This window comes from Paenibacillus sp. GYB003, from assembly GCF_036577625.1.
In the GTDB taxonomy this organism is placed as follows: Bacteria; Bacillota; Bacilli; order Paenibacillales; family NBRC-103111; genus Paenibacillus_AB.
This window is the reverse complement of record NZ_JARBDC010000080.1, coordinates 1-13,651: the sequence shown is the minus strand read 5'-3', so window position 1 is coordinate 13,651 and position 13,651 is coordinate 1. Positions and strand designations below refer to the sequence as shown.

At 60.1% G+C, this 13,651-nt stretch carries 11 protein-coding genes; 4 read left to right on the top strand and 7 right to left on the bottom strand.

All coding sequences use genetic code 11. The features are described from left to right. Positions 1 to 57 precede the first annotated feature (57 nt). A complete protein-coding gene (locus PV407_RS25480) occupies positions 58 to 1,605 on the top strand; it encodes an MDR family MFS transporter (RefSeq protein WP_332092815.1) in 1,548 nt (515 codons plus the stop codon). 265 nt (positions 1,606 to 1,870) lie between these two features. Here PV407_RS25480 and PV407_RS25475 read toward each other — a convergent pair whose 3' ends face one another. Continuing rightward, positions 1,871 to 2,536, bottom strand: a complete 666-nt coding sequence (locus PV407_RS25475) for an HAD family hydrolase (protein ID WP_332092814.1) — start codon at positions 2,534 to 2,536, stop codon at positions 1,871 to 1,873. A gap of 193 nt (positions 2,537 to 2,729) precedes the next feature. Here PV407_RS25475 and PV407_RS25470 point away from each other — a divergent pair, with 193 nt between their 5' ends. Genes PV407_RS25470 through nagA form a run of 3 tightly spaced genes read left to right on the top strand, consistent with a single transcriptional unit; the run spans position 2,730 to position 5,497 of the window. Beyond that, positions 2,730 to 3,587: a MurR/RpiR family transcriptional regulator gene (locus PV407_RS25470; protein WP_332092813.1), complete on the top strand. Its 858-nt coding sequence runs from the start codon at positions 2,730 to 2,732 to the stop codon at positions 3,585 to 3,587. Positions 3,588 to 3,590: 3 nt separating this feature from the next. Then, positions 3,591 to 4,322, top strand: a complete 732-nt coding sequence (nagB, locus tag PV407_RS25465) for a glucosamine-6-phosphate deaminase (RefSeq protein ID WP_332092812.1) — start codon at positions 3,591 to 3,593, stop codon at positions 4,320 to 4,322. Continuing rightward, the gene (gene nagA / locus PV407_RS25460) at positions 4,319 to 5,497 is read left to right on the top strand and encodes an N-acetylglucosamine-6-phosphate deacetylase (protein ID WP_332092811.1); all 1,179 of its coding nucleotides are present in this window, start codon (positions 4,319 to 4,321) and stop codon (positions 5,495 to 5,497) included. Before nagB ends, nagA begins: the two co-directional genes overlap by 4 nt. Before the next feature lie 158 nt (positions 5,498 to 5,655). Here the strand turns inward: nagA and PV407_RS25455 are convergent, their stop codons facing one another. The 6 genes from PV407_RS25455 to PV407_RS25430 all read right to left on the bottom strand — a co-directional run bounded on the left by PV407_RS25455 (position 5,656) and on the right by PV407_RS25430 (position 13,410). After that, positions 5,656 to 6,588 carry a macrolide 2'-phosphotransferase gene (locus PV407_RS25455; protein WP_332092810.1) on the bottom strand — a complete coding sequence of 311 codons (933 nt, stop codon included), beginning with the start codon at positions 6,586 to 6,588 and terminating at the stop codon, positions 5,656 to 5,658. Positions 6,589 to 7,640: 1,052 nt separating this feature from the next. Then, positions 7,641 to 9,071 carry an aldehyde dehydrogenase family protein gene (locus tag PV407_RS25450; RefSeq protein WP_332092809.1) on the bottom strand — a complete coding sequence of 477 codons (1,431 nt, stop codon included), beginning with the start codon at positions 9,069 to 9,071 and terminating at the stop codon, positions 7,641 to 7,643. A gap of 497 nt (positions 9,072 to 9,568) precedes the next feature. After that, positions 9,569 to 9,751, bottom strand: coding sequence for a hypothetical protein (locus tag PV407_RS25445; RefSeq protein WP_332092808.1), 183 nt, complete (start codon positions 9,749 to 9,751; stop codon positions 9,569 to 9,571). A 313-nt stretch (positions 9,752 to 10,064) separates the two neighbouring features. Beyond that, positions 10,065 to 11,615, bottom strand: coding sequence for an extracellular solute-binding protein (locus PV407_RS25440; protein WP_332092807.1), 1,551 nt, complete (start codon positions 11,613 to 11,615; stop codon positions 10,065 to 10,067). Positions 11,616 to 11,647: 32 nt separating this feature from the next. Beyond that, positions 11,648 to 12,508, bottom strand: coding sequence for a carbohydrate ABC transporter permease (locus tag PV407_RS25435; protein WP_332092806.1), 861 nt, complete (start codon positions 12,506 to 12,508; stop codon positions 11,648 to 11,650). Then, positions 12,502 to 13,410 (bottom strand): ABC transporter permease, encoded by a 909-nt coding sequence (locus PV407_RS25430; protein ID WP_332092844.1) that lies wholly within the window; start codon positions 13,408 to 13,410, stop codon positions 12,502 to 12,504. Before PV407_RS25430 ends, PV407_RS25435 begins: the two co-directional genes overlap by 7 nt. Positions 13,411 to 13,651: the final 241 nt, after the last annotated feature.

Below are 13,651 nucleotides of genomic sequence, written 5' to 3'. Positions count from 1 at the left end.
AATGGATTATAGTAATGGTTCGTGAAACTTATTTTTTCCGAAACCAAGAGGTGAACGATGGATCGCAAGCAAACGAAAATCAATTGGGTCGTGGCCGGCCTGCTCCTCGGCATGTTCGTCGGGGCGCTCGACCAAACGATCGTCTCCACGGCGATGCCGACGGTCATTACGGAGCTCGGCGGCTTCGAGCATTATGTCTGGGTGTTTTCGGCCTATATGATCGCTACCGTCGTGGCGACGCCTATATTCGGCAAGCTGTCCGACATTTACGGGCGGAAGCTGTTTTTCCAGCTCGGACTCGTCCTGTTTTTGATCGGCTCGGTGCTGTGCGGCATCGCCGGCACGATGACGGAGCTGATCGTGTACCGGGCGATTCAAGGGATCGGCGGCGGCGCCCTGATGCCGATCGCCTTCGCCGTCATCTTCGATATTTTTCCGCCGGAGAAGCGCGGCAAAATGAACGGCTTGTTCGGAGCGGTATTCGGGCTGTCCAGCGTATTCGGACCGGCGCTCGGCGCCTACATTACCGACTACATCGACTGGCGCTGGGTGTTTTACATCAATTTGCCGATCGGCCTTGTCGCTTTCCTGCTTATGCATCTCGGCTATCGGGAGAAACCCGCGCTCCGCAAGCAAACGATCGACTGGGGCGGCGCCACGACGCTCGTCCTGGCCATTCTCGGCTTCATGTTCGCGATCGAGCTCGCCGGCTCGGAAACGTACGCCTGGGGCTCGTGGCAAATCATCGGCCTGTTTCTGCTGTTCGTCGTCTGCTTTCTGCTGTTTCTCGCCATCGAGCGGAAAGTTGCCGACCCGATCGTGGAGCTGAAGCTGTTCAAAAGCCGCCTGTTCACGGCCAGCCAGGCGATCGGCTTCCTGTACGGGATCATCATGGTATCGGGCGCGACGTACATCCCGCTGTTCATTCAGGGCGTTTACGGCGAATCCGCCAGCGCGGCCGGCCAGACGCTCACGCCGATGATGCTCGCGGTCGTCGCCAGCAGCATGCTGGGCGGACCGCTCGTCAACAAAATGTCGTACCGCGGCATTATGCTGATCTCGACGCTGATTCTCGCCGTTTCGATGGCGCTGCTCGGCACGATGACGGTCGATACGCCGCGATGGACGGTAACGCTGTACATGGTGCTCGTCGGCTTCGGCATCGGGGTCAACTTCGTCGTCCTGAACATATCCGTCCTGCACGGATTGCCCGGACAATATAAAGGCGCGGCGATTTCGCTCATCACGTTTTTCCGGACGATCGGCTCGGCGCTCGGCGTCACGGTGCTCGGCGTCGTCCAGAAGGTCGACTACAAGGCGCGCGTCGAAGCGGCGCTTCCCGATCCGGCCGCGGCGTCCCAATTTTCCGACCCGAAGGCGCTGCTCATTCCGCAGGTGCGCGCGGCGCTGCCTCCGGACATCGTCGCGAACGCGACGAAGGCGCTCGCGGGCTCGATCTCCTACTTGTTCCTGATCTCCATCCTGATTATCGTCGTCGGCTTCGTGTTCGTCATGATGCTCGGCAAAGCGAGAATGGAGCTTCCGTCCGCGGCGGCGAAGGGCGATAAAGGAAACCTGGAGCCCGGTCCTGTCGGGCATATGTGAATAAACCCCCGCCGGCGCAAGCCGACGGGGGTTCGTCTGTTGGGGATGCTTCCCCTGATTCGTCTCTATGTGTTACGCGGTCGGGCTTGAAGCGCCCCGGCGTCAATTCGAATCCGGCGGGACCGGCCCAATGTTCCGTATGCGAATCCGGCAAAAACAGCTCCGGTCGTTTGTCGTTCCCAACCGGAACCGCCGCGAATCGGATGCGTCGGATCGGACCGGTTGCAAACAAACGTCCGCCGATCTGCCGCCCCATCTTGGCGCGTTACTCCACCAAATTCAGCAGCTGGCCGAACTCCGTAATGATCGCATCCGCGCCGTCCAGCTCGCTCGCTTCGCCGAACTCCGCATAGCGGCAGCCGACGACGGTCAACCCGTTGCCTTTGCCCGCCTCGACGTCGGACGAGCGGTCGCCGACCATCCAGGCGGAACGAATGCCGTGCCGTTCGAGCAGAAGCCGCACCAGATCGACCTTCGACTTCGTTGCGTATTCGCCCGCGCTGTACAGGCCCGTAAACAGCTCCGCCAGCCCTTTGCTGCGGATCACCTCTTTGACGTACGCCTCCAGGCCGTTGCTCGCCACGAACAGCTTGACGCCTTTGGCGCGAAGCGCCCGCAGCGTCGCCTCGACGCCTGGATACAATGCCCCGTCCCCCCGCTTCAGCCCTTCCATCTGATGGCGAAGCAGCAGCTCGTCCGCCCGGCGCCGCACCTGCTCGTCCGCGTCGGGAAGCACCCGTTCCCATATATGCTCCAGCAGCATGCCGAGGCTGCTCAAAATGCGCTCCTTCGGCGGCGTTCCCCGCGTATACGTGCCTTCCCGGTTCAATTGCGCGAACGCGGCCTCGTACGCGGGCAGCAGCAGCGTTTCCGTTTGGAACAGCGTCCCGTCGAGATCGAACAGCATCGCTTCCGGACAATTTCGCTTCATTTTGGTTAAGTCTCCTTTTGCCTGTGTCGAATTGAGGAAATAATAACTATCTAAGCATGACGCGTCCGCCTTGTCAACGAAGCGGGGCGATAAACGAAAAACCGATGGCAAAGAAAATGTTTTTCGTGTAATATGGAAATATACAAAAATCATTTTCATCCGGGCCCCGGTAAGAGAGGTGAACCGTTTCCGTATGTCAGATTTGCTCAGATCGATCCGCGAGCAAATGCCGGGCCTTAACCCGAAGGAACAGGCGCTCGCCTCATTTATTGCCGATCATCCGCAGCTTGTCGTGCGCATGGGCATTACCGAGCTGGCCGACCAGTCCCAGACGAGCGCGGCGACCGTGTCCCGCTTCTGCAAAAATTTCCACGCCGGCGGCTTTTCCGGCTTGAAAATGCAGCTGGCGACCGAGCTTGCGCTGCAGCCCGCGGCGGATTCGTACCAGGACATCGTGGCCGGCAACACGCTCGAAAGCATCGTCTCCGCGATGGAAGCGAACCATATCCGCTCCATTTCCGATACGTCCCGCCTGCTCGATCCGAAGCTGCTGGAGCAGGCGGTCGCCGCGCTGCGCTGCGCCGGGCAAATCGACATATACGGCGTGGCGACGTCCGGCGTCGTCGCGCAAGATTTTTACCAGAAGCTCGTCCGCATCGGCAAACGGGCGACCGCCTTCTCCGACCCGCACATGCAGGTGACGTCGGCTTCGAGCTTGGGCGAGGGCGACGCCGCGTTCGCCATCTCCTACTCGGGCGAGACGCCGGAAACGATCGACGCGCTGCGCTGCGCCAAAGAGCGCGGAGCGACGGCCATTTCGCTGACGAAGTTCGGCCCGAACACGCTATCCGCGCTTGCGGACATCCCGCTGTACACGTCGTCGCTCGAGGAAGGGATGCGCCGCGGCGACATGGCGTCCCGAATCGCCCAGCTGCACGTCATCGACGTTTTGTTCACGGGACTGATCAGCGAATCGTTCGACGACTACGTGCCGAAGCTCGAGCTGTCGTATCAAATGGTGAAAAAATATCGCAAAGAAAAAGGGAGATAACCGATGAACATTTTAACTTTCCGCTCCACCGAAGAATTGAACGAAGCGGGAGCGGGCATCATTACCGGTCTCGTCCAGACGAACCCGCGGGCGGTGCTCGGCCTCGCGACAGGCGGCACCCCGGTCGGCATTTACGAGGAGATCGTCAAGACGCACCGCAAAGGCATGGTCAGCTTCAAAAGCGCGACTTCGTTCAATCTCGACGAATACGTCGGCATCCCGGAGGATCATCCGGAAAGCTACCACGCTTATATGAAGCGTCATTTGTTCGACCATGTCGATTTCGCTCCGGAACGGACGCATATTCCGAACGGCAACGCCTCCGACCTGGAGCAGGAATGCGCCCGCTACAACCAGCTGCTCGACGACGCGAAGCAGATCGACCTGCAGCTGCTCGGCCTCGGCCATAACGGCCATATCGGCTTCAACGAGCCGGATCACGCGCTCGTCAGCGGCACGCACATCGTCAAGCTGAAGGACGAGACGCGCGAAGCGAACGCCCGCTTCTTCAACTCCATCGACGAAGTGCCGACGCATGCGCTCACGATGGGCGTCGGGACGATTTTGAAGGCGAAAATGATTTTGCTCGTCGTGCGCGGCGCGGACAAGGCGGAAATCGTCCACAGGGCGCTGACCGGACCGATTACGACCGAATGCCCGGCCTCCCTGCTGCAAACGCACCCTCACGTCGTCGTGCTGCTCGATACCGAATCGGGGAGGTTGTTCAACGCATGAGCCGGACCATTCTCATTACGAACGCCAACGTAGTTACCGAGCGGGAAGTGATCGAAGGCGGCCATATCGCGCTCGCGGACGGCAAAATCGTGTCGCTCGGACGGACGGCGCCCGACGAAATCAAGCGGGAGGCGGCGGAAACGATCGACGCGGCCGGCGGCTGGGCGCTTCCCGGCTTCGTCGACGTGCACGTCCACGGCGGCTATGGCGCCGACTTTATGGACGCGAGCCGCGAATCGCTCGACACGATCACGAAGTTTCACGGCGGCAACGGAACGACCTCGATCGTCGCCACCACGCTGACCGGTCCGAAGGACCATTTGGCCAAAGTGCTGGAAACGGTGAACGCCTATATGGCCGGTCCGATGCCGTACGCGCAGGTCGTCGGCGTCCATTTGGAAGGTCCGTTCATCAACGTCAAATATAAAGGCGCGCAAAATCCGGCCTACATCGTGCCGCCGCAAAAAGCTTGGCTCGAAGAATGGCACGCCAAGTATCCCGGCCTTATTCGCCAATTATCGCTGGCTCCCGAAACGGAAGGCGCGCTCGAGCTGATCGCCTGGCTGCGCCGAAACGGCATCAACGCCGCCGCCGCCCATACGGACGCGACGTACGACCAAGTGATCGCGGCCGCCGACGCGGGGCTGAACCAGGCGGTGCATACGTACAACGCGATGACGCCGCTCCATCACCGCAATCCCGGCGTCGTGGGCGCCGTATTGACCGACGAGCGCATCCGCGCGGAAATTATCGCCGACGGCCATCACGTGCATCCGGCGTGCATCCGGCTGCTGACGAAGACGAAAACGGACGACACGCTGATCATGATTACCGACGCGATGTCCGCCGCCGGCCTCGAGGACGGCATTTACGATTTGGGCGGACTCGCGGTCAATGTCAGCGGCGGCGTCGCCACGCTGAAGGAAGGCAACAGCCTCGCCGGCAGCACGCTCACGATGATCGGCGCGCTCCGCTACGTGACGGACAAGGTCGGCGTCTCCGTGCAGCAGGCGAGCCGGTACATGAGCGGCAATCCGGCGCGACAGCTCGGCATTTTCGACAAAACCGGCAGCCTGGAAGTCGGAAAGCAGGCCGACGTTTTGCTCGTCAGTCCGGACCTCGAGCTGCAGCGCGTATGGGCGCTCGGCCGCGAAATCGAACCGTTCCGGGGGTAAGCGGCGGCTGACGCGATACGAAACGCGCAATATCGAAAGGACCGTACGCCTTTGCGGCTAACGGTCCTTTTCTTTACGGCGTTCTTTACGGCGTGCCGCCGATCGCGTCAATCGTTAAGGCCCAGCCGGGCGGTCGGCCGATATCAAGCTAGGCGGTTTCAGTCCGCGCTCCAGCTCGCAATCATCCCTTTGGCCATTTCCATATCGGACGGCTTCCCCGTCACGAGCGCGAACTTGGCAACCAAAGCCGGGTACGCGGCCCACTGCTCGGCGATATGCTCGTGCATGCGCGGCCAAACGCGGCCTCCGAACGTCTCGTACCGGCGCAGCAAATCGCGAAGCCCCTCCATGCCGAACAAAGCGTAGAAAATGACGAAATCTTTTCCCGGATCGGCGCACTCCGCCTCGGTCCAGTCGATTAATCCGGAAACGCGCTTCGTTTCGTCGACGAGGATGTGAGGCGGATGCAAGTCGCCGTGGTTGAACGTCGAATGTCCGGGCCAGTACGAGTCCGTATCCAGCCATCGGCTCCATCGCTCTTGAAGCCGGTCCGGGATCGCGAAGCTCCGTTTGATGTCCTCGATATTGGCGGAAAACGCTTCGCGCGCCTCTTGCGGGCTTTTGACGCGAACGCCGGCTTCGGCCGCCGCGCCGTGGTCGATGCCGTGCAGAGCGGCCAGCGTTTCGGCGAGCGAGTCGAAAAACGGCTCCGGCAGCGTATGCTGCTCGTATTGCCACGCATATCCCCCTCCCGCCGGGTCCACGGTCGCGACGGGCCGGCCTTCGAGCAGCGGATACGCGATCAGCTCGGGAGTGCAGATGCGCCAATCCGGAACGCGAACCGGGACGTTCGCGCGGACAAGCTCAAGCGCCTTGCGCTCGTTTTCCGCCCGCTCCCAAACGTCGGACCGTCTCGGCTTGCGCAATACCCAAGCTTGCCCGGCTTCGTCGGTCGCGAACGCGACGAGAAAATCCATCCCGGATTCGTTCACTTCCGCTGTCGTTCGGTTCAACCGCAGCCCGTTGCGGGCGGCGGCGGAAATCATGGCATCGATAACGGCTTGATGTTCGTTGGAATAGGGCATAGTCATAGTCGGGCTCATCTCCTTTTTCAATGAAAACGCAAAAAGCACAGACGCATCGCCGCCTGTGCAGCCGTAATCGGGAAAAAGGACATGATCGACCGGCACGTTCGTAAACATGCGCAAAGACAACCGTTCCGAATCGTTTCGGCGAACGTTTCTTCGGGCGCATGGCAAATAGACGAAGGCAGCGACGCAGGCAGACAGACCGATCCCGATTACTCCGCACAGAGGCAGAGCGCAAAAAGCAAGCTGCAAATTAGTTGCATTGCTTTCTCAATCGGAAATGATCTACCACACGTAACCCTCCGTTCCGTTCGAATACGTTCACCATACCATAATCGGCTCGCCAGTTCAACTGCTGTGTCGTCGCTCTAGGCAGGCTAGGGCATATAGTGTGCAAAAGCGCACTATATGCCCGCTCCCCCGGCGTTTTTGCGGACATAGTGTGCAAAAGCACGCTATTCCCAACCTGTTGCAGCTTCAAACGGGGGGCGGCAGGCATATAGTGTGCGAAAGCGCACTATCCGCCCGCTCCCCCGGCATTTTGGCGGGTATAGTGTGCAAAAGCGCACTATTCCCACTCTGACGCGGCTTAAAACAGGGGGGCGGCAGGCATATAGTGTGCGAAAGCGCACTCTCCGCACGCTGCCCCCGGCGTTTTTGCGGATATAGTGTGCGAAAGCGCGCTATTCCCGCAGCGGTGCAGGCGCAGTCGGAGGCAGGCAGGCATAAAGTGTGCAAAAGCGCACTATTTGTCTGCTCCCCCGCCGTTTTTGCGGGGATAGTGTCCAAAAGCGCACTACTCCCACTCTGACGCGGCTTCAAACGGGGGACGGCAAGCATAAAGTGTGCGAAAGCGCACTCTCCGCACGCTCCCCCGGCGTTTTTGCGGGTATAGTGTCCAAAAGCGCACTACTCCCACTCTGACGCAGCTTCAAACGGGGGGCGGCAGGCATATAGTGTGCGAAAGCGCGCTATCCGCACGCTGCCCCCGCCGTTTTTGCGGGGATAGTGTCCAAAAGCGCGCTATTCCAACAGCCGCTCCAACGGGGACGCCGTTACCGGCCCATATGGATCGAAATGAGCTTCAGCTCCGTCAGCTCTTCGACGGCGTAGCGGATTCCTTCGCGCCCGAAGCCGCTCTCCTTGACGCCGCCGTACGGCATGTTGTCGACGCGGAACGTCGGGAAGTCGTTGATCATGACGCCGCCGACTTCCAGCTCCATCGCCGCCCGCATCGCGGCATGAATATCATTCGTATAAATGCCGGCCTGCAGGCCGTAGCGGGAGTCGTTCACGTCCCGGATCGCCTCGTCCAGCGTGGAGAACGATCCGATCGTGACGATCGGCCCGAACGCCTCCTGGCACGAAACGGGCTCGTCCTTCGGCACGCCGGTCAAAATCGTAGGCGCAAAAAGCCGGGAACCGACCGCTTGCCCGCCCGCGACGACTTCGGCGCCTTTGGCGCAAGCGCTGGCGACCCATTGTTCCATTCGTCGCACGTCCTTCTCGCTGATCAAAGCCGACACGTCGGTCGCTTCGTCCAGCGGATCGCCGACGACAAGCTTGCCCGTTTCCGCCTTAAACTTCTCCACGAATTCCGCAAACAACCGCTCGTGAACGAGAATGCGCTGGATCGAGATGCACACCTGCCCGCTGAAGGAAAAAGCGCCCGTCACGCAGCGCCGGATCAGCTCCGGCGTCAAGTCGCACGACCGGTCGATGACGAGCGCCGAATTCGAGCCGAGCTCCAGCGTCATCCGCTTCAGGCCGGCTTTGCCCCGCATCGCGATGCCGACGGCCGGGCTGCCGGTAAACGATATCGCCTTGACCCGCTCGTCCCTCACAAGCATCTCCCCGACGACCGAGCCCGGGCCCGGAACGATATTGAGCGCGCCGGCGGGCAAGCCCGCTTCCTCGAAGATGTCGCCAAGCGCGAGCGCCGACAGCGGCGTTTGCCCGGCCGGCTTCAGCACGACCGTATTGCCCGCGGCGATCGCCGGCCCGACCTTGTGAGCGACCAGATTGAACGGAAAATTGAACGGCGTTATCGCCCCGACGACGCCGATCGGCCGGCGCAGCGTGAAGGCGATGCGCCCTTCGCCACCCGGAGCGGCGTCGAGCGGGACCGTTTCTCCGTGTATGCGTCGCGCCTCCATCGCCGAAAACAGGTACGTCTGAATCGTGCGGGCGATTTCGCCCCGCGCCGTCTTGATCGGCTTCGCCGCTTCCATCGCCAACAGGCGCGCGAGCTCCTCCGAACGCCGCTTGAAGATGGAGACGACGCTGTCCAAAATCGCCGCCCGCTCGTGGGCGGGCATCGCGGCCATCGTGGCGGCTGCGCCTTGCGCCGCTTGGATCGCCAGCTCCGTTTCCGCTTCCCCGGCTTCGCCCACCTCCGCGATGAGCTCGCCTGAATAGGGCGAGTGCAGCGGAACGTACCGGGCCGCTTCCTTCCACCCTCCGTTTATATACAGATGGCGTTTCATCGTTCATCCCCGCTTCGTTGATTTGTCGGCTTACGGACGGCCGATAGGTCGGCTTTCTCCGATCATATCCGATTTCCGGCTTCTGGAAAATAGCGGGCCGCATTCGTATGTAATGATTGTTACCGATTCCCCGGAAAATATCCGACGTAGCGAGCGGATCAAATCGATACGCTTGACCATGGGGAGGGAGCGGGGATTAGGCTCAAAGCGGACGAACCGTGCGATCGTTATCGGAGCCAAATATGTAGGTTTGAACTTGTAACGAACTCTGGCAACGGTATTACCCGCGAATCGGATCGTTTTCCTCCCATTTCGGCTCGATAACGATGCACCGATTCGTTAGGCTAGAAAAACGATCGTTTTTCCGCCTATAAGCATGGTAAAGTTCGTTAGCCATCGATCCGGATCACGGATCCGCCCGAAGCTAAAAAAGAACCGCGGCGTCGTCCGACGCGCGGTCCCCATATTCGTGCGGCCGCGGACAACCGTCCCTCGGCTTATTTGCCAATGAGCGCCTTCACGCCGCCATAAATCAGCATGCCCGAGAACACAATCATAGACAACATTCCGACGCCGTCCAGAATCGGCTCCACGCTGGACAAAAACGTGCCTTCTACCGGCATGGAAGTCAGCGCGTATCCGGCCAAAACGCCTCCGACATAAGTGAGGAGTTTATCCATGGATCTCACACCTCCCGTCCGTTAGATACTGCCAGTCTATGCTTGGTTCTCGCCGCGTGCTTGGACAGGGAGCCCGATTCTATCACGAATATGCGCATTCTAACGAAAGTCTCGCAAAAATAGGGTGGCATTGAGGATGTCCGCAGCCCCTCGCCTCGCCTCACCCCGGAAAGAACGCAACCGCATCCGCGCACGGCAAAAGGGACCGTCAGCGCCAGCGCGCCCGGTCCCCTTGCATGTTCGAACTGTTATTTCCTCAGCATGCCGGAAGCATTCATCAACATTCAGCATCCAGCCTCCCGCCGCCTCCGCCTTACTTGACGAAGCCTTGCTCCTTGATCTGCTTCGCGCCTTCGTCGACGTACGTTTTATATTTGAACGTCGTCTCCAGCGTCTTGAGGAAGTCGGCGTATTCCGAGATCGGTCGCTTGCCCGTCACGAACTTGATCATCTCTTCTTCGGCGAACCGGTCGGCATCCGCTTTATTGAAGCCGGTCGGCGGAATGACCGAGCTGTCGAACGAGGAAATGCGCGGCGTCTTGATCGCGAATTCGGTCGCGGCGGCCTGGTTCGGGAATTTGATCGCCAAATATTCCTTGTTCGGGCGCCCCGTAATTTGATACAGGTTGAAATAGTTGCCTTCCTTCGCCATCAGGTCGGTCGGCACGAGCTTGCCGTCCTTCATGTTGTAATGCTTGCCCTCGAGGCCGTACATGACGAGATTGTTGCCTTCCTTGCCGGAAACGTAGTTGATCAGGTCGAACACCTTTTGCAGCTTCGCCTTGTCTTTTTCCAGCGCCTTCGGAATGACCCAATAGCGCGACGGCCGGTCGTAATCGTAGGAACCGTCGAACTGGCCGCCCGGTCCTTTCACCGGCGTCATTTGCACCCAGTCCGCTTTCGGGTTGATCGCTTTGTACTGCGCGACGAATTCGTCCTTGGCGATATCGGTCCAGCCTTTGAAAATAAGGCCGGCCTTGCCCTGAAACGCCTTCTGCACCTCGACGTTCCCTTTGTTCGTCATAATTTCCGGATCGACGACGCCCGCGTCGAACAGCGACTTGATATATTTCAGCGCCTCCGGCATCGCGGGGTCGTAATACGCGTTCATCACCTTGCCGTCTTTCTGGTAAAACGAGCCGGGCTGGCCGACGCCGAAAGCCCCGAAAATCGTGGCGAAGCCGTCGAGCTTGGCGCCCGTAATGCCGTACGTGTCTTTTTTGCCGTTTCCGTCCGGATCCTGCTCGGTGAACGCTTTGGCGACCGCCATAAATTCGTCGAGGTTCGTCGGCGCCTTCAGGTTAAGCTTGTCAAGCCAGTCTTTGCGCACCCACATCGAGGAAAACGGCACGTCGGCGGTACGCGGAACGGCGAATATTTTGTTGTTCACCGTCACCTTTTTCAAAATGTTCGGCGTCAGGCCGACGACGAAATCTTTGGCCGGCTTCAGCTCTTTGTCCATATACGGCGTCAGGTCGAGCAGCAGTCCTTTGTCGGCGAACTCCTTCACGTCGGAAAATTCGACCGAGAACAGGTCCGGATAGTTGCCGCCGGAGATGCGGACGCGAATCTGGTTTTTGTAATCGTCGTTCGAGGCGATCGCCGTCAGCTGCAGATCGATGCCGAGCTTCTGGTCGATCGTCTTCTTGATGTCGTCGGCGTCCGGCGAAGGCAAGCCCGAGGCGGCCATCGCCATCTGGATTTTCACCGGCGCGCCGCCGGCCGCCGGATTTTGCGCGCCGCCCGGGCTGTCTCCCGTTTTGCCGCCGCCGGAGCCGGAGCCCGAGCCGCAGCCCGCAAGCACGCTTCCCGTCAGCAGCATCGCCGTAAGTCCGACCGGAACCCAACCTTTTTTCCCTTTCATGCGTTTCCCCTTCTTTCTGCTGGATTAACCGCTCACCCTTTAATGGATCCGAGCAGCATGCCTTTCGTAAAATGCTTTTGCAAAAACGGATATACGATCAGCACCGGCAAGCTGGCGAAAACGACCGCCGCCATTTGCATCGTCACGGTCGGCACCTGGTCCTCCGCGTTTTCGAGCGGCTGCTGCGACAGCATCAAAATTTCGCGGACGACGACCTGCAGCGGAAACAGCGTCCGGTCGGTGACGTACATGATCGCGTTGAAAAACGAATTCCAATGGCCGACCGCGTAAAACAGGCCGACGGTGACCATGACGGGCAGCGACAGCGGAACGGCGAGCCGGAACAAAATGCGGAATTCTTTGGCGCCGTCGATGCGCGCCGATTCGAACAGCTCTTCGGGCAGCTGCTCGAAGAAGCTTTTCATGATGAGCACGTTGAAGCTGGACACGGCGGTCGGCAAAATGAGCGCCCACAGGCTGTCGATCAGTCCCGTCGCCTTGACGACCAGGTACGTCGGGATGATGCCGCCGCTGAACAGCAGCGTGAACACGACCATGAGCAGAAAGACGGACCGTCCCGGCAGCTGCTTCCGGCTGAGCGGGTAAGCGATCAGCGCGGTCAGGATCAGGTTGATCGTCGTGCCGACGACCGTAATATACACCGTGACGGCCAGCGATCTCGGGATGGCCGACGTGCCGAGCAGCTTGTTGTAGGCGCTGAACGTCAGCTCCTTCGGGATGAGCACGTATCCGCCGTGGCGGAGCACTTCCGCGAACGGGGTCAGCGACACCGAGAAGACGTACAGCAGCGGAACGACGGCGGCCAGGCCGACGATCGCCAGAACGAAGTAGCTGAACGCGCCGAACAGTTTGTCTCCCGCGTTGTTCACCATATGCTCTCCCCCCATCGTTTGGCGATCCGGTTCGAGAAGTAGACGAGGATGAGCCCGATCGCCGATTTGAACAGGCCGACGGCGGAAGCGAGACTATAGTTCCATTGCTCGAGTCCCGTGCGGAACACCCAGGTGTCGAGAATGTCCGCGACCGGATACACGTGCACGTTGTACAAAATGTAAATTTGCTCGAAGCCGGCGTCCAGCATATGGCCGAGCCGCAAAATGAGCAGCAGCACAATGACGTGGCGGATGCCGGGCAGCGTAATGTGCCATACCATTTTCAACCGGCTCGCACCGTCGACCCTGCCCGCCTCGTACAGCGTCGGGTCGATTCCGGCGATGGCGGCCAAATAAATGATCGCGCCCCAGCCGAGGTTTTGCCATATTTCCGAGCCGACGAGCACCGACCGGAACCATTCGGTCGAGGTGAGAAACGGAACCGCCTTGAAGCCCGCGTCGACGAGCCACCGGTTGACGATGCCGGAATCTTGGGACAGAAACATGAGCAGAATGCCGTAAATGATAACCCACGACAAAAAGTGCGGCATGTAGCTGAGCGTCTGGACGAGCGACTTGAACCATTTGACGCGGCATTCGTTCAGCAGGATGGCCAGAATGATCGGCGGCACCATCCCGAAGACGAGCTTGTAGACGCTGATCAGAAACGTGTTCGTCAGCAGCTGGGCGAAATACGGCGATTCGTAAAATTGCTGAAAATATTTGAACCACGGATCGGCCCAAGGGCTGCGCATAATGCCTTCCATCATGTCGTAATCTTTGAAGGCGATGATGACCCCGTACATCGGAACGTATTTGTAAACCAAGTAGTAAATTACGCCCGGCAGCAGCATCAAGTAAAATTCTTTGTAAGCCCATACGGCTTTCAGCCCTTTGCGCATCCGGGCGCCGGCAGCGGGCGTCGGCGTCCGCTTCGTGTCGAGTATGTCGGGCTGCATGCAGGTTCCTCCTTTCGCTTCGGGGCGGCGTGCGGCTGAGCCGGTCCGGCTACCGCGGCAGCTCCCGCTTGCGCCGCAGCAGCGCGTACAGCGTCGCGGCGAACTCGCCGCGCGTCACCGCCTCGCGCTGCTCCGCGGGCAGCGCCTCGGCCGCCGGCGCTTCGACGCCGAGCGCCCGGGCCGC